The sequence below is a fragment of the Candidatus Galacturonatibacter soehngenii genome, from assembly GCF_008830185.1.
Lineage (GTDB): Bacteria > Bacillota > Clostridia > Lachnospirales > Lachnospiraceae > Lachnotalea > Lachnotalea soehngenii.
This window is the reverse complement of record NZ_WAGX01000007.1, coordinates 268,276-293,216: the sequence shown is the minus strand read 5'-3', so window position 1 is coordinate 293,216 and position 24,941 is coordinate 268,276. Positions and strand designations below refer to the sequence as shown.

24 protein-coding genes and 1 tRNA gene are annotated in these 24,941 nt (G+C 34.7%); 3 read left to right on the top strand and 22 right to left on the bottom strand.

Translation table 11 applies throughout. From position 1 onward, the window contains the following. Positions 1-116: 116 nt before the first annotated feature. The 7 genes from F7O84_RS16100 to F7O84_RS16070 form a co-directional block, all read right to left on the bottom strand. On the bottom strand, positions 117-1,241 hold the full coding sequence (locus F7O84_RS16100; protein WP_192451795.1) for a peptidyl-prolyl cis-trans isomerase: 1,125 nt from the start codon (positions 1,239-1,241) through the stop codon (positions 117-119). A 59-nt stretch (positions 1,242-1,300) separates the two neighbouring features. Continuing rightward, positions 1,301-4,828, bottom strand: a complete 3,528-nt coding sequence (mfd, locus tag F7O84_RS16095; RefSeq protein ID WP_151147604.1) for a transcription-repair coupling factor — start codon at positions 4,826-4,828, stop codon at positions 1,301-1,303. 7 nt (positions 4,829-4,835) lie between these two features. After that, positions 4,836-5,408 carry an aminoacyl-tRNA hydrolase gene (gene pth / locus F7O84_RS16090; RefSeq protein WP_151147601.1) on the bottom strand — a complete coding sequence of 191 codons (573 nt, stop codon included), beginning with the start codon at positions 5,406-5,408 and terminating at the stop codon, positions 4,836-4,838. 25 nt (positions 5,409-5,433) lie between these two features. Continuing rightward, positions 5,434-6,162, bottom strand: coding sequence for a sugar phosphate nucleotidyltransferase (locus tag F7O84_RS16085; RefSeq protein WP_151147598.1), 729 nt, complete (start codon positions 6,160-6,162; stop codon positions 5,434-5,436). Positions 6,163-6,430: 268 nt separating this feature from the next. Continuing rightward, complete coding sequence (gene spoVG, locus F7O84_RS16080) at positions 6,431-6,700, bottom strand: septation regulator SpoVG (RefSeq protein WP_151147596.1); 270 nt, start codon at positions 6,698-6,700, stop codon at positions 6,431-6,433. Positions 6,701-6,763: 63 nt separating this feature from the next. Further along, the gene (gene glgD, locus F7O84_RS16075) at positions 6,764-7,882 is read right to left on the bottom strand and encodes a glucose-1-phosphate adenylyltransferase subunit GlgD (protein WP_151147593.1); all 1,119 of its coding nucleotides are present in this window, start codon (positions 7,880-7,882) and stop codon (positions 6,764-6,766) included. Next, positions 7,882-9,153, bottom strand: coding sequence for a glucose-1-phosphate adenylyltransferase (locus F7O84_RS16070; RefSeq protein ID WP_151147590.1), 1,272 nt, complete (start codon positions 9,151-9,153; stop codon positions 7,882-7,884). Before F7O84_RS16070 ends, glgD begins: the two co-directional genes overlap by 1 nt. A gap of 604 nt (positions 9,154-9,757) precedes the next feature. On the opposite strand from F7O84_RS16070, the gene F7O84_RS16065 reads away from it, so the two are divergent. Next, positions 9,758-10,147 carry a Fur family transcriptional regulator gene (locus F7O84_RS16065; RefSeq protein ID WP_151147588.1) on the top strand — a complete coding sequence of 130 codons (390 nt, stop codon included), beginning with the start codon at positions 9,758-9,760 and terminating at the stop codon, positions 10,145-10,147. Between the two features lie 139 nt (positions 10,148-10,286). Then, positions 10,287-10,829 (top strand): NADH peroxidase, encoded by a 543-nt coding sequence (locus F7O84_RS16060; protein ID WP_151147585.1) that lies wholly within the window; start codon positions 10,287-10,289, stop codon positions 10,827-10,829. Between the two features lie 82 nt (positions 10,830-10,911). On the opposite strand, the gene F7O84_RS16055 is transcribed toward F7O84_RS16060, so the two are convergent. From F7O84_RS16055 to F7O84_RS16005, 11 genes are all read right to left on the bottom strand, one after another. Next, complete coding sequence (locus F7O84_RS16055) at positions 10,912-11,355, bottom strand: threonine/serine exporter family protein (RefSeq protein WP_151147582.1); 444 nt, start codon at positions 11,353-11,355, stop codon at positions 10,912-10,914. Positions 11,356-11,364: 9 nt separating this feature from the next. Continuing rightward, positions 11,365-12,129 carry a threonine/serine exporter family protein gene (locus tag F7O84_RS16050; RefSeq protein ID WP_151147579.1) on the bottom strand — a complete coding sequence of 255 codons (765 nt, stop codon included), beginning with the start codon at positions 12,127-12,129 and terminating at the stop codon, positions 11,365-11,367. Positions 12,130-12,225: 96 nt separating this feature from the next. Then, on the bottom strand, positions 12,226-14,061 hold the full coding sequence (gene ftsH, locus F7O84_RS16045) for an ATP-dependent zinc metalloprotease FtsH (protein WP_151147576.1): 1,836 nt from the start codon (positions 14,059-14,061) through the stop codon (positions 12,226-12,228). Between the two features lie 33 nt (positions 14,062-14,094). Beyond that, entirely contained in the window at positions 14,095-14,616 is a 522-nt protein-coding gene (gene hpt / locus F7O84_RS16040) for a hypoxanthine phosphoribosyltransferase (protein ID WP_151147572.1), read from the bottom strand. Continuing rightward, a complete protein-coding gene (tilS, locus tag F7O84_RS16035; protein WP_151147569.1) occupies positions 14,609-15,997 on the bottom strand; it encodes a tRNA lysidine(34) synthetase TilS in 1,389 nt (462 codons plus the stop codon). The genes hpt and tilS overlap by 8 nt, the downstream gene beginning before the upstream one ends. Positions 15,998-16,081: 84 nt before the next feature. Further along, complete coding sequence (locus F7O84_RS16030; protein ID WP_151147566.1) at positions 16,082-17,494, bottom strand: SpoIIE family protein phosphatase; 1,413 nt, start codon at positions 17,492-17,494, stop codon at positions 16,082-16,084. A gap of 238 nt (positions 17,495-17,732) precedes the next feature. After that, positions 17,733-17,806 (bottom strand) — tRNA-Met (locus F7O84_RS16025). Between the two features lie 72 nt (positions 17,807-17,878). Further along, positions 17,879-18,178, bottom strand: coding sequence for a septum formation initiator family protein (locus tag F7O84_RS16020; RefSeq protein ID WP_151147563.1), 300 nt, complete (start codon positions 18,176-18,178; stop codon positions 17,879-17,881). A gap of 4 nt (positions 18,179-18,182) precedes the next feature. Beyond that, on the bottom strand, positions 18,183-18,611 hold the full coding sequence (gene yabQ / locus F7O84_RS16015) for a spore cortex biosynthesis protein YabQ (protein ID WP_151147560.1): 429 nt from the start codon (positions 18,609-18,611) through the stop codon (positions 18,183-18,185). Positions 18,612-18,618: 7 nt separating this feature from the next. After that, the gene (gene yabP, locus F7O84_RS16010) at positions 18,619-18,903 is read right to left on the bottom strand and encodes a sporulation protein YabP (protein ID WP_151147557.1); all 285 of its coding nucleotides are present in this window, start codon (positions 18,901-18,903) and stop codon (positions 18,619-18,621) included. 131 nt (positions 18,904-19,034) lie between these two features. Beyond that, positions 19,035-19,274: an RNA-binding S4 domain-containing protein gene (locus F7O84_RS16005; RefSeq protein ID WP_151147554.1), complete on the bottom strand. Its 240-nt coding sequence runs from the start codon at positions 19,272-19,274 to the stop codon at positions 19,035-19,037. Positions 19,275-19,491: 217 nt separating this feature from the next. On the opposite strand from F7O84_RS16005, the gene F7O84_RS16000 reads away from it, so the two are divergent. Then, complete coding sequence (locus F7O84_RS16000) at positions 19,492-20,508, top strand: PA2928 family protein (protein ID WP_151147552.1); 1,017 nt, start codon at positions 19,492-19,494, stop codon at positions 20,506-20,508. A 96-nt stretch (positions 20,509-20,604) separates the two neighbouring features. On the opposite strand, the gene F7O84_RS15995 is transcribed toward F7O84_RS16000, so the two are convergent. From F7O84_RS15995 to F7O84_RS15980, 4 genes are all read right to left on the bottom strand, one after another. Further along, a complete protein-coding gene (locus F7O84_RS15995) occupies positions 20,605-20,880 on the bottom strand; it encodes an HU family DNA-binding protein (protein WP_151147550.1) in 276 nt (91 codons plus the stop codon). A 176-nt stretch (positions 20,881-21,056) separates the two neighbouring features. Beyond that, positions 21,057-21,761 carry a nucleoside triphosphate pyrophosphohydrolase gene (mazG, locus tag F7O84_RS15990; RefSeq protein WP_151147547.1) on the bottom strand — a complete coding sequence of 235 codons (705 nt, stop codon included), beginning with the start codon at positions 21,759-21,761 and terminating at the stop codon, positions 21,057-21,059. Positions 21,762-21,811: 50 nt separating this feature from the next. Next, the gene (locus F7O84_RS15985; protein WP_151147545.1) at positions 21,812-23,545 is read right to left on the bottom strand and encodes a phospho-sugar mutase; all 1,734 of its coding nucleotides are present in this window, start codon (positions 23,543-23,545) and stop codon (positions 21,812-21,814) included. Between the two features lie 37 nt (positions 23,546-23,582). Further along, entirely contained in the window at positions 23,583-24,917 is a 1,335-nt protein-coding gene (locus F7O84_RS15980) for a hypothetical protein (protein ID WP_151147543.1), read from the bottom strand. Between the last annotated feature and the right edge of the window lie 24 nt (positions 24,918-24,941).

The following is a 24,941-nucleotide window of genomic DNA, read 5'->3' as shown; positions in this document are numbered from 1 at the left end:
AGAGATAAATCAAACGATAGAGTCTTTATATTTAAGTTTTATTTGAAAAAATGCATCTTGATTTAGCTAAGCCATTTCAAGATGCATTTTACATACAGTACTTCTTATATTAATATTTATTCCTTTGTCGTATCCTCTATGGTTTGCTGATTGGTTGTGCTATCATCGGCTGTAGTGTCTTCCGTTGTGGTATCTTCTGTTATGATATCATCCATTGTCGCATTACTTACCATAGAAAGCTTGTCCTTAAAAGTAATCTTTTTCCAAACCTTGTTATCTACTGATACTTTAGAAGCATCCTTCCATTTTGTATACGTATCTTCGTATAATGTAGTTTGTCTTTGGGTAATAATTTCTTGTCTTCTATTTTCTGTTTGCTCTTGATCAAATGCACTGGTAAGCTTTAATACATAATAGCCTCCGTCTGTTTCTACAATTGGAGAGATTTCTCCTTCTTGCAAAGCGTCTGCTGCTGCAATTACCGCTTCATTCATACCTGCATCGTCATCTTTTCCATAGGAAGCAGTACTTACACTACGTTCGGTATCGGTTACCGCAGTATCAAAGTCTTTACCGCCTGCTACTGCATCAATGATTGCCTGTGCTTCTTCTTTTTTTGCTGCTTTTTCTTCGTCTGTCAAATCAACTGTTTTTCCCGTTTCATCTGTTGTTCCAGCAGTAGATACCAATACATAAGAAAACGTTCTTTGAGCGGCATCCTCGTCTGCCACATTGGTATCTGCACCTGCTTTAATTGCAGCTTCAATCTTACCTTGCAAAGTAAATTTTGTTAGATATTCAATAATAACTTCTTCACTTGCGCCCATACTTTCAATTGCATCGGCATTATTGTCAGCCATAAATTGTTTTGCTGTTTCTTCTATTTTTGATTTTTCCTCATCTGAAAGTGTAATTTCATATTCATCTGCATGCTGATTCACAATATACATTTCTTTTATTTCTTCAAGAATATTTTCTAAGGTTGATTCACCAAACGTCATATCTGCACTTAGAGTTTGATCCCACATATTATCTCCAAATAAAGAACCATAATATGATTCGTACATCACTTGTTGTGTCTTTGCATAAAATTTGGCTACTCCAAATGAAACATTCTCATCATTTACCACTGCGACCGGTGTATTTAAATTAACAGAACCGGCACACCCTGTTATCATACTAGCACAGGCTAATAGGGTTGTGGCAATCCCCACTATTTTTTTACTTACGTTCTTCTTCATACTTTCTCCTTTCATTGGCAATTATCGCCATGACATTCTGATATGATTATAGCCCTTTTTTATTCATCAATCAATGTCTTTATATCACTTAAAATATTTTTCACAAGCCCTATCGTATCTGGCTTTTCTTTGCTTTTTATTGGTATATAGGTAAAATACGGATTGGTATCTACTGTAAATTTCATCGTATTTTTATACTTGTCTAAAAGACTTGGAATCTTACTTGGATTAACCTTTGCTTTTTCATACATGGTAAATTTAATCGCATCACCTTTTTGCGATACTTCTGTTACAAATACACTGGTTGCCAATGCTTTGATATGGGCTACTGCTAATAGATTTGTTACCGATCTTGGTGGATCTCCAAATCGATCAATTAGCTCTTCTAACATATCATCACATTCTTCTTCATTTTCAATACTTGCAATACGTTTGTATATATCCAGTTTTTGAAACTCACTTGCTATATATTTTTCAGGTATAAATGCATCAATATCAATATCGATAGTGGTATCGAATTTATCTTCCTCTATATCTGCATTCTTAAGTGATTTTACTGCTTCATTTAACATTTTACAATATAAATCATAGCCAACTGCCTCCATGTGACCACTTTGCTGAGCACCAAGTAAATTTCCAGCCCCTCGAATTTCTAAATCTCTCATCGCAATTTTAAAACCTGAGCCAAGTTCTGTAAACTCACGAATGGCATGAAGTCTTTTTTCTGCAATTTCTTTTAGCATCTTATTTCTTTTATACATTAAAAATGCATAGGAGGTTCGATTGGATCGTCCAACACGTCCTCTTAGCTGATAAAGCTGTGAGAGTCCAAGATTATCTGCATCATGTATAATAATCGTATTTACATTGGAAATATCAAGACCAGTTTCAATAATCGTAGTGGAAACCAGCACATCAATCTCTCCATTGATAAAATTATACATGATTTTTTCTAGCTCATGCTCATTCATCTGCCCATGTGCAAAGGCTACATTGGCATCTGGAACTAACGCTGCAATGGAATTCGTAATCTCATCGATGTTATTAACTCGATTATACACATAGTATACCTGTCCTTCTCTTGCTAACTCTCTTTGAATTGCTTCCCTTACCATCTCATCGTTATATTCCATGACAAAGGTTTGAATTGGCATTCGATCCATTGGAGGCTCTTCTAGTACACTCATGTCTCTGATTCCAATCAAACTCATGTGAAGCGTTCGAGGAATTGGAGTTGCAGTCAAGGTTAATACATCTACATTTTTCTTTAGCTGTTTGATTTTTTCTTTATGCGCTACGCCAAATCGCTGTTCTTCATCTATAATAAGAAGCCCTAAGTCCTTAAAAATGATATCCTTTGATAATACACGATGGGTTCCTACTACAATATCAACAAAGCCTTTTTTTAGATCTTCTACAGTCTTTTTCATTTCTGATTGTGTCCTAAACCTAGACATCAAATCCACTCGAATTGGAAAATCCTTCATTCTTAGCACAAAGGTATTATAATGTTGCTGTGCTAAAATGGTAGTTGGAACTAGGTACACAACCTGCTTGCCGTCTTGCACTGCTTTAAATGCGGCTCGTATAGCAATCTCTGTTTTACCATATCCAACATCACCACATACGAGGCGATCCATAATTTTAGGACTCTCCATATCTTTTTTAACAGCTTCTATGGCTAATAACTGATCATCTGTTTCCTCATATGGAAACATTTCCTCAAATTCACGTTGCCAAACCGTATCGCTGCTATAGATATATCCTTCTTTTTCTTGCCTAAGAGCATAAAGTTCTACCAAATCCTTTGCAATCTCTTTTACTGCACCCTTTACCCTTGTCTTTGTTTTATTCCATTCTTGTGAGCCAAGTTTATTTAATTTAGGCTTTTTGGCATCACTTCCTGCATACTTTTGAATCAGCTCTAACTGTGTGGCCAGTATATAGAGATTACCACCCGAAGCATATTCTATCTTAATGTAATCCTTGGCAACCTTATCGACTTCAATCTTTTCAATTCCTTTATAGATTCCTAGTCCATGGTTTTCATGAACCACATAATCTCCGACCTTTAATTCGCTAAAACTTTGAATCTTTTGTCCTTCGTATACTTTTCTTTTTTTCTTTTTCTTTTTTTCTGCTCCAAATATATCGGTTTCAGAAATTATAACAAGTTTAATGAGGGGATACTCATAGCCTTTATGTACATTACCAAAGGCTGTCATGATTTCTCCATTTTGTATCTCTTTATCTAGGTCTTCCGAATAAAAGGCATTTAATTCGTAATCTCTTAAATCCTGCGCAAGTCGCATTGCCCTTGTCTTGGATGCAGATAATAAGATTACTTTATAGCCTGCTTTTTTCCATCCCTGCAAATCTTTAACCAGCAATTCAAAGCTACTGTTATAAGGATTCACGGATTTGGCTGTGATTCCATAACGGTTACCTATTTTAAATTCCTGCTGCTTACCCTCTAACGTACAAAGTGCCAATCCGCGCATTTTGCTAATTCTTGCTACAATCTGTTTATGATCAAGTAAAATATCCATCTGCCCAGGTAAGATATACCCCTTTTCAATTCGATGAATCATACTCTCTCTGAATTCTTGTTCAACAGCTTCTCCCTTTTCAAGAATTCGGTTTGGTTCATCTAGAAAAAGAATTGTGTCATTGGATTCAAAGTAATCCAAGAAGGTAGCTGCATCTTCATAGAAATATTTGATATAACTATCAATTCCTTTGGTTCCAAGTCCACCAAGCTCTAATAATTGTTCTTTTACCTCCTCTACTGCACTTTTGATTCGAAACGCTTCTTCTGTTTTCATTTCCTTTCGAAGTTTTTCAATATAAGGCTTTGCTTCTGCTTCAATCTTCTTAATTCCTTCCAAAACTCTGTTTGAATCAAGAACAATTTCGGCGGCAGGATAAATCACAATATGTTCTAACTGCTCAATAGACCTTTGGCTTTCTACATCAAAGCTTCGAATGGAATCTACCTCTTCATCCCATAATTCAATTCGATACGGATTCTCCTCTGTGAGAGAAAATATATCAATGATTCCTCCTCGAATAGCGAATTGTCCCGATGCCTCAACTTGTGGAACTTTCTCATAACCAAGTCCAATCAATCTTGCTTTCAAGCTTTCAATATCAATGCTTGAATCTTGATCAATTTGAATCAAGGAGTTTTTCACGGCCTTTAAGGGCACTAGATAATCCATGAGTCCATCTAGCGTTAAAATGATCGTGACTCCTTCCTCTTTCATGATCTCTTTTATTACATGAATTCTTTGTTTTGCAATCAAATTACCATGAATATCAGCGTTGTAAAAAATTAAGTCTTTTGCAGGATAGAGCATAACCTGTTTATCAAATGACTTGTAATCCTCATAAATTTCTTTTGCTTTTAATTCATTGCTTGCCACGATTATTTTATTTTTAAACTCTCTTGACAATGCATACATAAAGTGAGTCTTTTGTGAATCAATACATCCAGACACTTGAATAAGACCACTTTCTTTTTGCAAAGCGGTCTTTATCTCATTAAATTCATTCATTTGTGTTAAAGGGCTGATTAATGCATTCATTTCTTCACTACCTAACCTTTTGATTGTATACGTTCATCGCTGCGTCAGCATCCCTTGTAATCATCAGTTCTACAGCCTCTACTGCATTTGTAATTGACTCATCTACTAACTGGCGTTCTTCTTTTGAAAAATGACCTAATACATAATCTGCTAAGTCCATGTGCTTTGGCTTTTCACCAACACCAATTTTCACTCTCATAAAGTTTTGTGTTCCCACATGGGCAATGATACTCTTGATTCCGTTATGGCCTCCAGCACTTCCTTTTTTGCGAATGCGTAGCTGCCCTACGTCTAAATCAATGTCATCATATAGTATAATTAATTCATCTTCTGGTTCTACTTTATAATAATCTATGAATTCTCTTATACTTTCACCACTCAAATTCATATAAGTGAGTGGCTTGACTAAGATAACTTTATATCCTTCCACATAACCTGTACCAAATATACCTTTGTGCTTTTTGGAATCCACATTGATTTTATATTTCTTAGCAATGGCATCAATGGCATCAAAACCTACATTATGCCTTGTACCATTATATTCCTTTGTTGGATTTCCAAGTCCTGCTATAATATACATTTTAATTCCTTTCTTACATAAAACTCTATCTTTCTCTAATCATTCGCTCAACTTCTTTTAACTGCTCCTGATCATTTACTCCTGTCATTTCTTTTGCATCTTCTAACACATATGCATCTACTTTGAAGCCTTTATTTTTAATGATTGTTAAAGTATCTGGCAAATAGTATTCTCCTTGCGCATTATTCGTTGTGAGCGCATCTAAAGCTATACTTAATTCCTTTGCATCAAAAACATACATGCCTGAATTTACTTCTTTTGATAGAAGTTCTTCTTCACTTGCATCCTTATGTTCTACACTTTTTAAAAAGCTATTGTCTTTACTTCGAATAATTCTACCATATCCTGTTGGATCTTCTACCTTAGCGGATAATACGGTTACTTTATTTTGCTGTGTTCTATGAAATTCTACTAGTTTGCCAAGCGTCTTACCAGTAATCAAAGGTGTGTCACCAAATAAAACTAATATTTCTCCTTGCTCTCCAATAAAATCTTTTGCACATTTTACTGCATGACCTGTCCCAAGCTGTTCTTCTTGCAATACATATTCAACGTTTGAAGTAACCATTTCTTTTACAACTTCACTTTTATAGCCTACAACTAAACATACCTTATCTGCGCCTGCTCCTTTTGCCGCATCGATTGCATATTCTACCATTGGTTTTCCATTTACGGTATGTACGACCTTTGGCAAATCTGATTTCATTCTTGTTCCTTTTCCTGCTGCTAATATTACTGCTTTTAACTGATTCATGATTTTTCTCCCACTACAATTCTATCATATTCTTATATTATATTTTTATTCGCATCAAGCCTAGCGACTGACGATTCATTTTTTCTATTTTACTGCATTGCTGCCTAATCTATTTTACAGTAATCTTTTCTATTTGTCACGTAGATTCTAGCCTTTTCATCCTGTACGATTACACCAATCTAACAAATAGCAAAACAAAATGGAAAGCTCTAAAAGCTCTCCATTATGCATAATTATTTACTTTTCAACTATCATTTTCTCTGTGCTATTATACTTCGTCTTCTAAAAGAGCTGCAGCATATTTATCCAGAATTATTTGTTGAATTTTCTCTCTCGTATCCGAATTGATTGGATGTGCAATATCGCGATATTCCCCATCTGATGCTTTTCTACTTGGCATTGCGATAAACAAACCTTTTTCGCCTTCAATCACCTTAATATCATGAACCACAAACTCATCATCAATGGTGATTGAAACAACTGCTTTCATTTTTCCCTCTTTTGCTACTTTACGTACACGTACATCTGTAATTTTCATGTCTCGTACCCCTTTCTTCTGTCTAGAGTTTAGCTTTAATAAAGTGTGAGCAGGTACTTTCAGCTAGAGAACATACCTCTCGTTTTTTTCTACCACAATTTTTATTCCATCTTCGCCACAGTGGTATGAGTTAGCACGAATCGTATCACGACTTTCCACAATACAATTCTCTATATGAATATTATCGCCAAGATAAACATCATTCAGTATGATAGAGTTTTTTATAACACAGTTATTTCCAACGAATACCTTTTTAAACACAATGGAGTTTTCAACCTGTCCATTTATAATACATCCACTTGATATCAGGCTATTCTTTACATCTGCACCTGGATTATACTTTGCAGGAGGCAAATCGTCCACTTTTGAGTAAATATCAGGATATTGCCGAAAAAAATAATCTCTAATTTCTGGTTTCAGAAAATCCATATTTGTCTTAAAATAAGATTCGACTGTAGAAATATTACTCCAATAATCCTTTATCTTATATCCATAAATGCGTTTTAAATTCTTATATCGGATTAATATATCTTTTACAAAATCGTGCCTATCTTCTCCTGCGCATCGTTCGATTAATTCAATCAGTTGTCTTCTTCGAATGACATAGATGCCAGTTGATATGGTATTTGATTTAGCTACCATAGGTTTTTCGTCAAATTCCTCTATTCTTGCATCTTCATTCATCTTTAATACACCAAAACGACTTACATCCTCATTTGATGGCATATCTTTACAAACCACAGTAACATCTGCTTTTTTTGATATGTGATACTCTAATACTTTATTAAAATCCAGTTTATAGATTCCGTCACCTGAAGCAATTACGACATATGGCTCATGGCTGTTTTTTAGAAAACTAAGATTTTGATAAATCGCATCAGCCGTTCCACGAAACCACCAACTATTATCTACTGTAATCGTTGGAGTAAATACAAATAACCCACCTTGTTTTCTTCCAAAGTCCCACCATTTTGAAGAACTAAGGTGCTCATTGAGTGATTTTGCATTATATTGTGTTAAAACTGCAACTTTCTGAATATGTGAATTGGACATATTACTTAAAGAAAAATCTATGCTTCGATAACATCCTGCAATTGGCATTGCTGCAATAGCACGTTTACTGGATAGTTCTCGCATTTTGTTATTGTTACCACCTGCTAAAATAATCCCGATTGCTCTCATTATCTATCACCTGCCTTAATCAACGTCTCTCCACTTTCAAGTACAGAGTCATTATAATCCTCAAAAACTGTATTACCTGATATAGCAGTATTCTTTCCTATCTTAACATTGGCAGGGATGATGCTATTCTCACCTACAGTTACTAGACCAAAGGAATAAACATCTGGTTTTTGCTTGTTTTCTACCTCTTCGCCAATTCCTAACTCTGCATGATTACCAATCACCACATTTTCTGCTATGATTGCTTTATTTATCATACAATAGTCACCTATCTGCGCGTCTTTCATAATAATAGAATCACGAATCACTGCACCTTTTCCTATTGTTACTCCAGATCCAATAACCGAATTATATACTTCTCCATAGATCGAGGTTCCTTCACCTATAATACTTTTTTCAATCTTTGATTCGCCCCAAATATATTGGGGCGTAATACGATCACTCTTTGTATATATCTTCCAAAATTCTTCATACAAATTAAATTCTGGAATTAAATCAATCAGTTCCATATTGGCTTCCCAATATGAAGCTAGGGTACCAACATCCTTCCAATATCCGTTATACTCATAGGCAAATAGCCTGTCTTCTTTATTATGGCAATAGGGAATGATATGCTTTCCAAAATCACAAGCATTTTGTTCCGATAAAGTGATTAAAGCTTCTTTTAATACCTTCCACGTGAATATGTAAATACCCATAGAGGCCAGATTGCTTCTTGGTTGTTCTGGTTTTTCTTCAAATTCACGAATTCTATTTTCTTCATCAGTAATCATGATTCCAAAACGACTCGCCTCTTCCATTGGAACTGGCATAACAGCAATTGTTACATCGGCATTTTTTTCTTTATGAAAATCCAACATAACTTCATAATCCATTTTATAAATATGGTCTCCCGAAAGAATAAGAACATATTCAGGATTATAAAACTCCATGTAGTCTAAATTTTGATAGATCGCATTCGCCGTACCAGTATACCATTCGCTGTTCCCACTCTTTTCATAAGGTGGTAATACCGTGACACCTCCAATGTTTCTATCCAAATCCCAAGGAATACCAATACCAATATGTGCATTCAGCCTTAAAGGTTGATACTGTGTTAATACCCCCACTGTATCAATTCCAGAGTTGATACAGTTACTCAACGGAAAATCAATAATTCGGTACTTCCCACCAAAACTAACTGCAGGTTTCGCTACTTTAGAAGTTAATACACCTAATCTGCTCCCTTGCCCACCAGCAAGCAGCATTGCTATCATTTCTTTCTTAATCACGTAATCACCTCTTGTTGTTTTAGTAAATACTACCATCACAAACCCATTGCCATGTCTATGATTGCACTATAATTTGTTTTCCTATGTCAAATAATTTGTTCTTATTATACCATAGAAGTTATAATTATTGAATAATTTTTATGAAATAATTCTAATTTTACATATTTTATTCATTTGTTTTTATATATAGTAAACTAATTTACAATTATCTAATTGTATAAGAAATATTTCATATGTTTTCCTCTAGTTTTCTACATTTTTCGGCATACTGTTTTTATAACACTCAATTCATATCAAATTACTAAGTATTCATTAAATTTATATCTACAAACTACATTCTGGGGCTTGTACCTATATGTAATATATGTATGTAATCATGAAATATGACAAAAACAGAAAAAATGTTATAAAAATGACTGTAATCACTACGTTTATACTGGATTTTTGCTTGATTTCATTGACAGTCTATCATTCATAGATTATAATTAATATTGATAATTATTATTATTTTTAAGAGATAGATAGAATGACCTATTATTCCCCTAACAAGATTACTTTAATATTTCTTAAATAAACCTAAACTTTCATGAAAAGGAGGAATTATATGCAAACATTAAAATATAGTCGTCAAAGAGAAGCGATTAAGGAATTTTTAATGAGCAGAAATGACCATCCAACCGCTGATACTGTTTATACAAATATACGACAAGAATTTCCTAATATTAGTTTAGGAACTGTTTATCGAAACCTTTCGCTACTTGCTGATCTTGGTGAGATATTAAAAATCTCTACTGGTGATGGTGGCGATCGATTTGATGCGAACACAAAACACCATTATCATTTTATTTGTAACGAATGTAATAGTGTAATTGATTTGGATTTAAAAAGTCTCGATCATATTAATGAGTTGGCTTCTGTTAATTTTGGCGGAAACATTATTGGCCATACCACTCATTTTTATGGAACTTGCGAAAACTGTACTAAGAAGCATTAAACCACTATCTTTACTAAGAGTTGAGATATCTTCCATATTTTTTCAAACAACTCTTGACATCTTGAAATGAATGTGCTAAATTAATATTAGTAACTATTACTGATTTTAAAAATTTTAAAATGAAAAGGAGATTGTAATAATGAAAAAATATGTCTGTCAAGTTTGTGGTTATGTTCATGAGGGAGATTCAGCTCCTGCAAATTGTCCTATTTGTAAAGCACCAGCTGAAAAATTTACAGAGCAGTCTGGCGAAATGACTTGGGCTGCTGAACACGTGGTTGGTGTTGCTCAAGGTGTTAGCGAAGATATCATCAACGACTTAAGAGCTAATTTTGAAGGTGAATGTTCAGAAGTTGGTATGTATCTTGCAATGTCTAGAGTTGCTTTTAGAGAAGGATATCCAGAAATCGGACTATACTATGAAAAAGCCGCTTACGAAGAAGCAGATCATGCTTCCAGATTTGCTGAATTACTTGGTGAAGTAATCACAGATAGCACAAAGAAAAATCTTGAACTTAGAGTAGCTGCTGAAAACGGTGCTACTGCTGGTAAATTTGATCTTGCAAAACGTGCAAAAGCTGCTAATCTTGATGCAATTCATGACACAGTACATGAAATGGCAAGAGATGAAGCAAGACATGGTAAAGCTTTCCAAGGCTTACTTGAGAGATATTTTGGTTAATTATAACCCGATTAGAACAATATTTTAACTATATAAGGTGTGTCGACTAACTTAGTCTGACACACCTTTTTTGAAGTATCTATTATGCCCCTTCTTTCTTCCTTCCCTGTTTCATCCTTTTAAAAAATGAATCCATTAAGAACACCGCCAGAGCAATTGCTCCTGCAATTTGTAGCGTCTCCATAAGATAATAGGAATACATTGCACTATTATTTTGGATAATATTGTACACGCTATAGTATATGGAAGTTCCTGGCACAAGCGGAAGTATTCCAGGGATTAAAAATACCGTCATTGGAGCTTTTAATTTTCTTGCTGCAATATGAGCAAATCCCGCTACTGCAAGACTTGAAAGAAAAGCAGCAAATATTTTCGAACTGCTATAAGACAGTACCATTAAATAAGAAAACCAGCATACAGCGCCAGCCGTTCCAGACCAGAAACGAAATTTTTTGGGCGCTTCTAAAATTCCAGAAAAACCTACTACTGCAAAAAAAGCTCCCACTGTTTGAATCACAATTGTCATACGCCCCTCCTAAAGTATCCTTGCAAATAACGCAATACCTGTACCTACTCCTACTGCCACTGCAAGTGCTGTCACCACAGCCTCGACCATACGTGCGACGCCAGAAGAGTAATCACCGTTTAATATATCCCGTACTGCCGTAGTAAATGTAACACCAGGTAGTAAAGGCATGATGGCACTAATGATTAACAAATCACTGCTGATTTGCGGTACGATATAGTTACTTATTATTAGAGCTGTAATACCTATTGTAAATGCGCCAAGCACATTGATACAAAAGCTATTCAAACGAAGTCGGTTTGATAAGAGTATCACCATTCCTAATATGCCTCCTACCACTCCAGCACTTATGCACTCTAAAAAAGACCCTTTTAGTAAGACGCAAAAGAATAATGCCACACTGATATAGCTTACTTCTTTTTTTAAATTGCTATATTGATGCACTTTTCTTATATGCTCTAGCTGTTCATTTGCTTGCAAAAGATCCAATTCTCCATTGCATAGTTGTCTAGATACCATATTGACTTGATAAATTCTATGCAAATTGGTAGTGCGCTCGGATACTCTTTTAACCATTGTTTTTGCTTGTATCGCTTCCCCTTTGATATGAATAAAAATACCCGTGCTAAACACCATAGCTTCGGCTTCTTTCCCAAAGCTACTCAAAATATACTGAATGGTTTCTTCCACTCGAAATATCTCTGCTCCACTCGTTAGAAGAATCTCTCCTGCTAACATAGCTACCTTTTCTAAATTTTTCTCATCTTTATCCATTTTTACCATCCGTAATTATAATATAGATAAAGCTTTTGTATTACAAGTATCAAACCTGCTTTACAAAAGCCTTTATCAATCATCTATATTCGTTTGTTAAGACTCTGTTACTAAATCTTGTGTTGTAAACAGTGCTTCAAACTCTTCTCTTCCAATCTTTTCTTTTTCTAACAGTAATTGTGCGCAGCTATGAAGAACGCTCTCATTTTCTTTGATAATACTCTTTGCCTTGTGATAGCATTCATCTACAATACGTTTTACTTCTGTGTCGATTAAAGTTGCAACATTTTCACCATAACTTCTTGTATGTGCTAAGTCACGACCAATAAATACTTCATCATCGTCACCGCCGTAATCGATTAGACCTACTTTATCAGACATTCCATACTTGGTAACCATTGCTTTGGCAATTCTTGTAGCCTGCTTAATATCTTGAGATGCACCTGTTGTTATGTCATCGAAGATCAGTTCCTCTGCCACTCTTCCGCCTAAATCTACCACTATATCTTGAAGCATCCTTCCCTTTGTATTAAACATTTCATCCTTTTCAGGAAGTGGCATAGTGTAACCAGCTGCACCCATTCCCGTAGGAATAATGGATACGGTATATACAGGGCCTACATCAGGAAGCAGATGGAATAATAGCGCATGACCTGCTTCGTGGTATGCTGTGATTCTTTTTTCTTTTTCTGACATAACACGACTCTTTTTCTCTGTTCCAATTCCTACTTTAACGAAAGAGCGGTTGATATCTTCTTGTTTAATATATGTTCGTTCTTCTCTTGCCGCAAAGATTGCTGCTTCATTTAAAAGATTCTCAAGGTCTGCTCCAGTAAAGCCTGCTGTTGTCTGTGCAATCATACTAAGGTCTACATCATCTCCAAGCGGCTTGTTCTTTGCATGAACTTTAAGGATTTCTTCACGTCCTTTAATATCTGGACGCCCAACACCTACTTTTCGGTCAAATCGTCCTGGTCTTAAAATTGCAGGGTCTAAGATGTCAACACGGTTAGTAGCCGACATAACAATAATGCCTTCATTTACACCAAAACCATCCATTTCCACCAAAAGCTGGTTAAGTGTTTGTTCTCTTTCATCATGACCGCCGCCCATTCCAGTTCCTCTTCTTCTGGCAACTGCATCAATCTCATCAATAAAAATAATACATGGAGCATTCTTTTTTGCTTCTTCAAATAAATCTCTTACTCTGGAAGCACCAACACCGACAAACATTTCCACAAAGTCAGAACCAGAGATACTAAAAAATGGTACGCCTGCTTCTCCTGCAACTGCCTTGGCAATCAATGTCTTACCTGTTCCTGGAGGTCCAACTAATAGAACTCCCTTTGGTATTCTTGCACCAACTTGAATATATCGTTTCGGATTCTTAAGGAAATCAACAATTTCTTTTAATTCCTCTTTTTCTTCATCTAGTCCAGCGACATCTTTAAATGTAACTTTTTTATTATCATCCGTACTCATCTTTGCACGGCTCTTACCAAAGTTCATTACTTTACTTCCACCGCCGCCGCCTGCTGCTTGGTTATTCATTAAAGTAAATAATAAAAATACAATAATAAATGTCACCATACATGGTAATAAGGTGGTCGTAATCCAACTTTCTCTTTGCACATCATTGATTACAGGATCAATGTTGTGTTGTTGAAGAAGTTTTTCTGTTTCATTAATATCCGTAACAATCAATGTCTTAACTGAGTTATCCTTTAATACAATCTCTAGTTGTCCTGTTGGTTGTTCTGCATTTGGATTAATCTCAACGCGTTCTACATTTCCTGCTACTAAGTCTGTTTTAAATTTACCATTTGTATAATCATTGTTTCGTTTCACACTATCATTCACTAAAATTGCAACCATAAGTGCCACAACTAAAATGAGTAGATAGAAACCGACACCTTTAAATTTTCGGTTCATGCCATAAACCTCCCTTCGAAGTCTTGTCGTCTATTATTCTTCTACCACTCCGATAAATGGTAAGTTTCTGTATTTTTGAGCATAGTCCAAACCATAACCAACTACAAACTCATCTGGAATGTTAAATCCTACATAGTCTACTTTTACATCGGTTACACGTCTTTCGGGTTTATCTAACAATGTACAAATCTTAAGACTCTTTGGATTTCTCTTCTTTAAGATTTCTACCAAATAACTTAGGGTTCTTCCTGAATCAATAATATCTTCGACTATAATTACATTTTTACCTTCTAACGCCTCATCCAAATCCTTTACTATCTTAACAACCCCACTGGATTGCTTTTCGTTTCCATAGCTGGATACGGACATAAAATCCATAGAAAGTGGAACGGTGATGCGCTTTGCAAGCTCGCACATAAAGAACACTCCGCCTTTTAATACACAAATCACATGAACCTCTTGCCCTTCATAGTCCTTGCTAATCTGCTCTCCAACTTCCTTAATTCTTTTATCTACTTCCTCCTCAGATACTAATACTCTGATTTTATCAGCCATTACCATTTCCTCCATTTACTTGTACTCTCAAAATCTTTTTGGTATCTTTATTTACCTTATATGCTTCACTGATTCGATATCCGATTGCCCATATCACATGGTTTTTATCACACAAAACAGGAATCACATCTCTTTTTTCTCGTTCTATTTTTTCATCTATAAAATATGACTTTAATTTTTTGGTACCACCACTTGCATTTACTACGAAATAATCACCTGTTTCTCTCGTTCTTAATAGCAAATCATTCCCTATTTTATCATAATCGAACCATTTCGTATACCTATTTTCTGGAATAATTTGATTTTTTTCCTTCTCTTCTAGACTAAAGATAAATTGATGCCCTTTAAAATAATAAATACCCGGCACTTGAATCGATAGCGATTCCTTCACCGGAATATTTTGGTGTTTCTCTCTCGTGATAATGATTTCTTCATAGCCTCTTTTTGCCACAATTCCATATGGTAAATGAACCAATTTACCTACTTGTTGGGTTTGTAATGATAAGATGAGCTCTACATGAACATTGGTAATATCCTTTAGACTTTTGCTAACATTTTCAATGCATTTTCTTATTATGTTCTTCTTTAGAATATCTGATACATCATTTAGCTTAGAAATATTAATAAGTTCTTCTTTGTCTTTACTCTCCACACACGAACGATATACCTTATCTGTCTCTTCCTCTAAAAATTCCCACGCCTCATATATAATTTTTGCAGCCATATCTACATGAGAAATGACTTGCTGATTAATATTGTCTTTGACATAGGAAAGTATATTGAGTCTAATTTTATTTCTTGTATAATCATCCTCAAAATTTGTATAATCCGTACAATAATCAATCTGTCGCAGTTTTAAATAATCCTCTATCTCACTTCTTTCTACACAAAGAAGAGGGCGGATGATATGATCCCTTACTGGCATGATTGCGCTAAGTCCTTTTAATCCACTTCCACGAAACAAATGAAGCAGTAGGGTCTCTGCATTATCATTCTTATTATGCGCAACTGCAATCTTATTACAATGAAATTCTTTTCGTGCTATTTCAAATGCCTGATATCGTAAAATTCTTGCCATTTCTTCCGTTCCCAGGCTATTTTTATCAGCTTCTGCTAACACATCATAAGAAAACATTTTATACTCAAGTTGGTATGATTTAGCCAAATGCTTGACATATTCTGCATCTCTTATGCTTTCTTCGCCTCTGATTCCATGCTCGATATGAACCACATATATAGCAATTGGAATCACTTCCTTAATTTGAGCAAGAATGTCTAAGAGACAAACAGAATCAGCCCCTCCCGAAACCCCTACAATTACCCGGTCATTTGGCAGAAGCATTTCTTTTTCTCTTATAAATTGTAACACGTTATTTACCATATTTTCACCTTAGACATCTGCAATTTCACTGTATTCTATATGGTAACAAAATACATAATAAAAATCAAGAGACTTACAAACTCTTTATTTACTCCATATACCTGCAACTAATATTGTCATATCATCACCTGCACTACCGTTATTAAATTCAAGTACGTGCTCCAAAATCATTTGAGCCATTTCTTTTGGATTGTTACTATCAATCTCTTCAATGATATTTTTCAACATTTCTTCCCCAGATGCTGGTGCAAAGGCATCCACTACCCCATCGGTTACCATTATGATGAGATCTCCATCGTATACTTTTTTAGAAAGTACATTGGTTTCAATCTCATAGACAAGACCTACTGGCAAGCTGGAGGCTTCTATTACCTCCACCCAGTTTTTTCGTTTGATAAAGGACAGTGCTGCCCCTACCTTTACAAAATCACATAGACCGTTATACAAGTCGATTTCACATAAATCAATGGTGGTAAAAAGCGGTTCATCTCTTTTTACTACCAAAAGTGAATTTATCATTTTAATCGCAGCTTCTTTTGAAAACCCTGCTTCTGTTAACTCCTCTATCAGCTCAATTACTTTTTCGCTCTCGTTGCAAGCATCTAGCCCTGATCCCATTCCATCTGCAAGACATAAAATACTTCTACCGTCTTTATTTTCCATAATCGAAAAATTATCGCCAGATACTCTTTCTCCATCCTTAATCTTTCTTGCAATTCCATGTAACATCTTGAAATTCACATCTTCAACTAGGGTGATTGAGTACCAGTCACTATTAATTAGATTTTTGCAGCTTTTACTAATTGTATAAGTTGTATTTAAGACTCCTCCAATCATACTGGCAACCTCTTTGGCAGGTATGCATCTGCCATTTTTGGTTTTCACCGTAATACGAAGTTCCTTTCTCTTGTCTGCTCGATTAATGATGAACATATTTTTTGCAACTATTCTATTACTCCATAATACAAAACGGATACTTCTCTCCTGTGAATCATCCAGCTTTTCTACTAGGCAAACTTCATCTTTTATCTGCATGATAATCTGAGACATTGCTTTTAGTTGTTGTGATACTGCTTCTCTTGCAGAAATTATTTTATTATTCCATCTTAAATTGTTTTGTTCCTTATGAAACAAGTTACAGGTCTCTTTTTGAATCTCATCTACCTTAATGCACCCCTTGGTAAATCCATCCTTTAACTTTTGAAAGCCTTCTGCTTCATCTTCATTTATTTTATTGAGGATATCATAAGCCGTTTTGTAAGTTTCAAAATAATTTTGCTCCCAACAGTATTCACACTTAGAGCATTCTTTACAAAATTTTGCTCCCAGGTTTTCAAATATAGAATCAAGCTCATTTTGAGAAAGCTTGTCCTGACTTTTGGGCAAACTAGAAAAACTTGCTGCCAGCTCATCAAAGGCTTTCGCAAGTGACAATAGTTTTTCTTTATTGATTTCTCCATTTAAAAACACAGCTTCATCAGCTAAATTTGCTTTCATTTATTTCCCTCCCGCCTGAATAGCAGTGAGAATATTATAAATAGAAACGCATAAAATCTTTGTCAAAACAATGCCCTTTATTAAAAAAGTTTTTGACAAATTTTTCGTGATGCATTCAAAAATTCTTTATTCCATGAACAGAGGAGGGTTTTGTATCATTAGAAAGTTTGAAGAACATTCCTAATGATACAAAAAAAGAATGTACGAAATTGTACATTCTTTCTATCACTTATCTTAATAGCGGAAATTGGACTTGAACCAACGACACCACGGGTATGAACCGTGTGCTCTAGCCAGCTGAGCTATTCCGCCATAACTGACGAAATCCATTATACCCAATTTTGCTGCTTTTTGTCAAGTTCTTTTTTATTGTAATATAAATTACTAATTCTTTTCTTTAAATATAATTTCATCATCATATACCAAACCTAATTTTTCTTTCGCCACTTCTTCGATAAATTTCTTGGTTTGGACATACTTTGCATACTCTTCTAGTTCTTTTTGTCTGTCAAGCTGTGCGTCGCGTTCTTTAAGCAACTGTGCTTCTTTTTGAATGTATTGCTCATTTTTTGCATTAAGCTCTATACTTTTGATGGAGATTACAACTAATAACATAAGAACAACTGCGCTGATAGAAAGAACTCCAAATCGATTCTGCTTTTTTCTGCGTCTTGCACGAGCCATACATTCACCTGCTTTCCTTTTTTTGCTTAGTTAGCATAATTTTAACAGTTTTATAACATTTTTTCAATATCTTTGAACATTTTTTTAATATCCACTTTATGGGAGCTGTGACAATATCAATTATTTTGTTAATCACCATTGATATGTATTTGACCAATACATGACTAATGGTCACATTATAGATTAACATTCCTAATATAATCGCTAGTATCGCAAATCCCCTTATGATTCCATCGTTTCGAATGTATATGATATGAAATACAAAGAAGCTACTACCTACCCAATAAATAAAATCTTCTATACCTACAGCAAATACCCCATGCTTTACAACCCTTCTAAATATTCTTAAAACATCATACATAGATATAACAGCGATACCAGTAAGAACACAGCATCCAAAGAAATATATTTCATTTATTATATTTTGGCTCATATTATACCTACTTAAACAGTCTACCTAAGAAAGATTCTCCTTGCTTATTATAGCCTGCTATTTCAGAGTATGTAAGACTATCGATTCTTCCCTCGATTTCTACTTCTCCTTTCTCTAAGGTAAGTCGATTCACATGAAGGTCATTTCCTTTTATCATAAGCATTCCCTGATCGGTCTCTAATAAAATTTCTGAAATGTCAAAAGACAAAACATCAGATACACCATTAATAATACCTGTCCTTCTATTGTTTAGAGTAAGTTTATGAGCTTTTTGCATTGGCTTATCTTCCATAAAATATCCCCCTTATACAAATTTATAAGAATTTCCTTTTTAGCAAGGTGACTACTGTAATGTTTTTCGCTACCTGGCAAGTACTTTATAAATTATATTATAAGGGGGGACATTTTATACCTTAATGTATTTTAAATGTATTTATATAATTCTTTTGCTTCATCCTTTCGAACCGTTTCTGCCACATCTAATACTTGAACCTTAACTGTCCTTGTTCCAAATTGTATTTCAATCACGTCATTTTCTTTTACATTGACAGATGCTTTTGCTGGCTTACCATTTACCAATACTCTTCCTGCATCGCAAGCCTCATTTGCTATCGTTCTTCTTTTAATCAAACGGGATACCTTCAAATATTTATCTAATCTCATTTACTTCTCCTCACTTTGCTGCAGTCTTTTTAATATTATATCATGTACTTTTACATTTTAAATTATTGTAACATCTTATTGATATTTTTTAAAGGTTAACTTAAGCTTCATTCCTATTATCTGTTTTATGGCGTATCATATAGGTAACATGGCTCATTGACACAAATTCCTTACATGTTACTATAATAAAGAATAAATATTTTTAAGGAGGTTTTTTGTGCACTTTGAACTTTTTTATAAAAGCTTTAGGCCAAGTGGGTGGTTCTATCACGATATGCTCTTACTTATTTTGGTAATCTTTCTTGTATTTGCTTTGATTTTTTTCATTTCAAAAAAGGCTAAGCCACGTACCTATTTGGTTTTCTTATGTTTCTATTTTTTTATAAGTAGTTTTATCGGGATTGTCTTTGGAGGCTTTGGTCGAAAAATTAATTATAGTACAGAATCAAAGGTTTATTACATCGAAGAAAAGGATCAACTTTTATCTTTGGTAAGGGCAGCCATACCAAATGGAACAGAAAACGGAATTTCAACCTCGCTTTCACATTTTGAACTCATTCTTATAGATGCAGACACTGGGGAAAAAGTCTGGACCAAGCGTCTGACTTGGAGGCATTATCTAGTCGGCATCACCAACGATTATGTTATCATGAATAACCCTGATAAAAACTGGTTGTACTTTCTGGATATTAAGACTGGCAAACGAGTCTATTCGCAAAAGGATCTTGAACGTAAAAACAAAAAACTTTCAGATATCTTGAGCAAGAGCTTTACGGATTATTATGTGCAACAAGATAACATCTATGTTTATGGAAATGATGGCGGATATTATTCCATACTAGCAGATGATTTATCTATAACTGAAATTACAAAAGAAAAATTTGACACATTTACAAGATTTGATTTCACACAAATGTTAAACGAAGGGGAACCGTATCAAGATTCTGATCTAATTAACCCTATTACTTTATCAAAGGCAGATGATTTCAATTATTATGTTCTTTCTTCTCAAAAACGCCAGAACTCAAAGTGCTACATTACTTTTTATGATGCAGCTCACAATAAAATTAACTGGCAGGAAAAAATTGATCTATCCTCTGAGGCTAACTTGGAAGTGGTCATTGATACCAAGGATTCTATTTATCTACAAAGCAGCGGTAAATTATATTGTATCAACAAATCCGCACAAAAAATTGATTATGTATTTCACTATCGCTGGAACCGAATTGATTAAAGTTAGTTTTACTAGAGTAGTGAGTTAGTTTAAGAATCTTTCCTATGATACAAAAAAGCTGTTGCAAACATTTAGTTGCAACAGCTTTTTATCTTACTAACCGTTAATGATATCTTTTAAAGCTTTTCCTGCTTTGAACTTAGGAGCTTTTGAAGCCGCAATCTTCATAACTTCGCCAGTCTGAGGGTTTCTTCCTTCTCTAGCCGCTCTTTCAGCAACTTCAAATGTACCGAATCCAACTAACTGAATTTTTTCACCTTTTGTTAATTCTTCTGTTACTACATCAACAAATGCTTTTAACGCTTTTTCTGAATCCTTTTTTGATAATTCTGTTTTCTCAGCGATTGCTGCAACTAATTCTGCTTTGTTCATGGAAAACTCCTCCTCTAACTCTCTTCTTAAAATGTTTTTTATTTTGTTTTAAATTATTTGTAAAAAACAAGTAATTCCTGCCACTTGCTTCTTTTCTATTTATATACGTTTCTGAATGATTTGTCAAGGAATTTCAATCAGAAATAGCATTTTTATGGGTTTTTTTTATGTGCATTTCAATTTTTGCCCTCAATTGACGAAATAAGTTGTTCTAAGTTGTCCACAAGTGCCTCTTCGCTGTGTATTTTACTAAGCTTTGCCAGATTTACACAGTCTAGCAAAAGACCCCCGATGCGCCTTGCATCACTCTCATCTCCTTGTATATTTTGCACTTCTAACTCATCTAATTTTTGTCTAATGTTATCAATTGTTTCTTTTAAATCTTGTGATATGTGATAAACCTCGTCTGCTTTTTTCAGCACTTTTTGGGTTCGCGTTAAAGCAGGTAATTCAATTGGAATATCGCGAAGCGGTGAGGTCAGCCACGTCTGCTTTTCCTTTTCTTTCTTTTTTATATCTTCCCATCGTTCTATCACTTGCAAAGAGTTCTTAACGTTTGTATCTCCAAATACATGAGGATGTCGGCGTATCATCTTTTCACTAATGCCGTCTATGACATCATCAATCGTAAATCTATTCTCTTCTTCTGCAATCTGACTATGTAAAAATACTTGAAGAAGTACGTCTCCAAGTTCTTCACATAAATTCGTATCGTCCCCTGTTTCTTTATAAATACGAATAGAGGCGGCAACTTCTGCTGCCTCCTCCATCATACATGGCTTTAGACTCTCATGCGTTTGTTCTTTATCCCAAGGACAACCATTTTCCGAACGAAGAGTTTTTATGATTTGTCTTAATTCATCAAAACTATACTTTGCCATTGTATCTCCTATTTGTTACTATGTTACATTCGCCTTCTCGTAACTTATCATTAAAGCATAGCGTGAATCATTGCTAACACTTCTTCACCAAGCTTTTCTGATTTTGCATCTGCATCTTCTAGAGAATTTCCTTTGATGCCATAATAAAACTTAACTTTAGGTTCTGTACCAGATGGTCTCACACAAAGCCATGCTTCATCCGTCAAATCATAATACAATACATTCGAACTAGGAAGGCCTGTTGGAGTGATTTCGCCTGTTTTTAGATTCTTTATCGTATCTTTTTTATAATCTCTTGCAGATAATACTTGGTAATCTCCAATCTTTTCTGGTGTTTTATTGCGCAAGGCCTCCATGATTGTTTGAATTTTTTCAAGACCTTCAATTCCTTTTAAGGTAATGGACTTAATGTCATCTTTATAATAGCCATATTTTTCATACATCGCTATCATAGCATCCCATAAAGTCATCCCTTTTGTCTTATAATAAGCTGCCGCTTCACAAAGCGCCATTGTTGCAACAATGGCATCTTTATCTCTGGCATGCGTTCCAATCAAACAGCCATAACTTTCTTCAAATCCAAATAGATAATGGCCTTTTTTACTCTGTTCAAATCCTAAGATTTTTTGGCCTATAAACTTAAAACCAGTCAACACTTCAATTAGTGCAACGTTATAATGCTTTGCAATAGCATCTGCCATATTTGAAGTAACAATCGTTTTAATTAATGCACCATCTTCTGGAAGCCCTTTTAATTCTTTGGTCTGTCCTATTTCATAATCTGCCAAAAGACATCCAGACATATTTCCTGTTAGAGTAATGTATTCACCTGTTTTAGTATCCTTTACATAAACACCCAGACGATCCGCATCAGGGTCCGTAGCAAGTACCAAATCTGCATCTTTTTCTTTTGCAAGCTTTAACGCCAATTCAAAAGCAGCTTTATCTTCTGGATTTGGATAACTAACCGTTGGAAATTCTCCATCTGGTAGTTCTTGTTCTGGTACTACATACACATGTTCAAATCCAAGTTCTTCTAACACTCTTCTAGCAGGTATATTTCCAGTTCCATGAAGTGGTGTGTAAACAATTTTAATATCCTTTTGAGCCTCTTTGATACTATCTAAATGTAACACATTTTTTTTCAGTTCTGCCATGTAAGCATCATCAATATCTTGTCCAATAACTGTATATAGACCTTGTTCCTTTGCCTCTTTTTTGTCCATGGTTTTAACGCTGTTAAAATCTATTACTTTCTTTACTTCTGCCATGATTCCAGTATCGTGAGGTGGTGTAATTTGTGCTCCATCCTGCCAATATACTTTATATCCATTATATTCTGGTGGGTTATGACTTGCTGTAATGTTAATTCCTGCAATGCAGCCTAATGTTCGAACTGCAAAGGAAAGCTCTGGAGTAGGTCTTAAGCTTTCAAATACATAGGTCTTAATTCCATTGGCACACAAACACAAAGCGGCTTCATCTGCAAATTCAGGCGACATTCTACGTGAATCATAAGCAATGGCAACTCCTTTACTTTGAGCATTCACACTTTTAATGTAGTTTGCCAGACCTTGTGTCGTTTTTCTCACCACATAGATATTCATACGGTTTGTTCCCGCTCCAATTACTCCTCTAAGTCCAGCGGTACCAAACTCTAAATCCGTGTAAAAACGTTCTTTGATTTCATTTTCATCTTCTTTGATTAACGCTAGCTCTTTTCTTGTCTCCTCGTCAAAGTATGGATTGTTCAACCATTCTTCATAATTTTTCTTATAATCCATTTTAATTCCTCCTCTTAATGTAAACTACTATCATATGTTAATTTGATAATATATCCTTTATAACTCCTGTTATCACTTCATCAATTGAATTATCTGTCTCTGACTTAAGATAATCCGTTGAGTCATTTTGGGTTTTTGTATCGGTTTTGTTTGTGTTATTATTCCCTTTGTTATTGGTACCATTATTGATATTATTATTGTTTGTATTGGTACTTGGTACATCCGTTTGATTAGTTCCTGGCACTTTTGTTTGCGTATTTACATTTCCTGTATTATTGTTATTTGTATTTGTATTAGAATTGTTTTTTTCTGAAGAACCTGTTTTCGTTCCTGTGGAACTTTGATTACCTGAACCAGAAGCTTTTGAAGTCTTTGAAGCATTGATATCGATTTCTGAATAACTGCTTCCTACTACAATTGTCTGAGAAAAATCATCATTTCCGTCTGTCTTAACAAGAATCCGATGAATACCATATTCTAATACAACCAATTCACTATAATCTGTTTTGACACCATCTATATAAAGTGATGCATTTTCTGGTGTAATGTTAAATTTGATGCTTCCTGATTTTTTAGTTTCACTTTTTAAGTCAGAAACATCTACCACTACTTTTTCATTACGCCTTACCGTTACACTTTTGGTACCTCCTGCACCATCTTTTGCCACTGTTACTTTATGATTTCCTTCTGAAGCCACAACAATCATATCTTTTGTAATTGGCCTTGCACTTTCCTGTCCCACATCAATCCATCCATCTATAAAGGTTTCATCATTTTCAAGAGAAATATACCCATGCCCTCTGGTAACAATAATGGAACAGATTCTCTTGTTAATGCCTTTTATGGTAACAACGTCTATCGGACTTAAATCCAATAGATTTCCTTCTTTCTCATTTGATATCAAGGTTAAACTATCACCATATCGGTATTTTTCTCCCGCAATGTATATAATTTTTTCTGTTTGATCATAAGACAAATCAAGTACCTCTGTATATTCCCAAGCATCAGAAGAAATCACAACTTTTCTAGCAATGGAATCGTCCTTGTTATAATATACATTAACAATTTCACCAACTGAAATTTGCTTCATAGCTAGAACACTTTCATATTTGTCTGTAACGTTCGTTGCTCCTGTATAATTTAAATTTAACTTTACCCCAGAATCAATCTTTTTCACTGTAATTGTTTGTTTTTTCTCATCTATTCCAACTACAATGCCAGTATCTTCACTATCGTATCTTTCTGCCCAAGAAACCTCTTCTTGTTTAACCTCCTCTATTAAGTTGGTCTGTGTATTTAGATTAATTCTTTGGCAACCACCAAGCAGTAACATAGTTGTAATTATGTATAAAAGTTTTGTTTGTTTCCTCAATTTCTCACCTCTTTTGTATTAAAT

Coding starts and splice junctions, on each gene's coding strand:
- F7O84_RS15985 (WP_151147545.1), bottom strand. CDS start 23,545: ATGGATTATAAGAAAAATTATGAAGAATGGTTGAACAATCCATACTTT.
- pth (WP_151147601.1), bottom strand. CDS start 5,408: ATGTATATTATAGCAGGACTTGGAAATCCAACAAAGGAATATAATGGT.
- mazG (WP_151147547.1), bottom strand. CDS start 21,761: ATGGCAAAGTATAGTTTTGATGAATTAAGACAAATCATAAAAACTCTT.
- ftsH (WP_151147576.1), bottom strand. CDS start 14,061: ATGAACCGAAAATTTAAAGGTGTCGGTTTCTATCTACTCATTTTAGTT.
- spoVG (WP_151147596.1), bottom strand. CDS start 6,700: ATGAAAATTACAGATGTACGTGTACGTAAAGTAGCAAAAGAGGGAAAA.
- F7O84_RS16005 (WP_151147554.1), bottom strand. CDS start 19,274: ATGAGATTAGATAAATATTTGAAGGTATCCCGTTTGATTAAAAGAAGA.
- yabQ (WP_151147560.1), bottom strand. CDS start 18,611: ATGAGCCAAAATATAATAAATGAAATATATTTCTTTGGATGCTGTGTT.
- glgD (WP_151147593.1), bottom strand. CDS start 7,882: ATGAGAGCAATCGGGATTATTTTAGCAGGTGGTAACAATAACAAAATG.
- hpt (WP_151147572.1), bottom strand. CDS start 14,616: ATGGCTGATAAAATCAGAGTATTAGTATCTGAGGAGGAAGTAGATAAA.
- F7O84_RS16055 (WP_151147582.1), bottom strand. CDS start 11,355: ATGACAATTGTGATTCAAACAGTGGGAGCTTTTTTTGCAGTAGTAGGT.
- F7O84_RS16085 (WP_151147598.1), bottom strand. CDS start 6,162: ATGAATCAGTTAAAAGCAGTAATATTAGCAGCAGGAAAAGGAACAAGA.
- F7O84_RS15995 (WP_151147550.1), bottom strand. CDS start 20,880: ATGAACAAAGCAGAATTAGTTGCAGCAATCGCTGAGAAAACAGAATTA.
- F7O84_RS16050 (WP_151147579.1), bottom strand. CDS start 12,129: ATGGATAAAGATGAGAAAAATTTAGAAAAGGTAGCTATGTTAGCAGGA.
- F7O84_RS16030 (WP_151147566.1), bottom strand. CDS start 17,494: ATGAAAGCAAATTTAGCTGATGAAGCTGTGTTTTTAAATGGAGAAATC.
- tilS (WP_151147569.1), bottom strand. CDS start 15,997: ATGGTAAATAACGTGTTACAATTTATAAGAGAAAAAGAAATGCTTCTG.
- yabP (WP_151147557.1), bottom strand. CDS start 18,903: ATGGAAGATAAGCCAATGCAAAAAGCTCATAAACTTACTCTAAACAAT.
- F7O84_RS16020 (WP_151147563.1), bottom strand. CDS start 18,178: ATGGCTCGTGCAAGACGCAGAAAAAAGCAGAATCGATTTGGAGTTCTT.
- F7O84_RS16060 (WP_151147585.1), top strand. CDS start 10,287: ATGAAAAAATATGTCTGTCAAGTTTGTGGTTATGTTCATGAGGGAGAT.
- F7O84_RS16065 (WP_151147588.1), top strand. CDS start 9,758: ATGCAAACATTAAAATATAGTCGTCAAAGAGAAGCGATTAAGGAATTT.
- F7O84_RS16100 (WP_192451795.1), bottom strand. CDS start 1,241: ATGAAGAAGAACGTAAGTAAAAAAATAGTGGGGATTGCCACAACCCTA.
- mfd (WP_151147604.1), bottom strand. CDS start 4,828: ATGAATGCATTAATCAGCCCTTTAACACAAATGAATGAATTTAATGAG.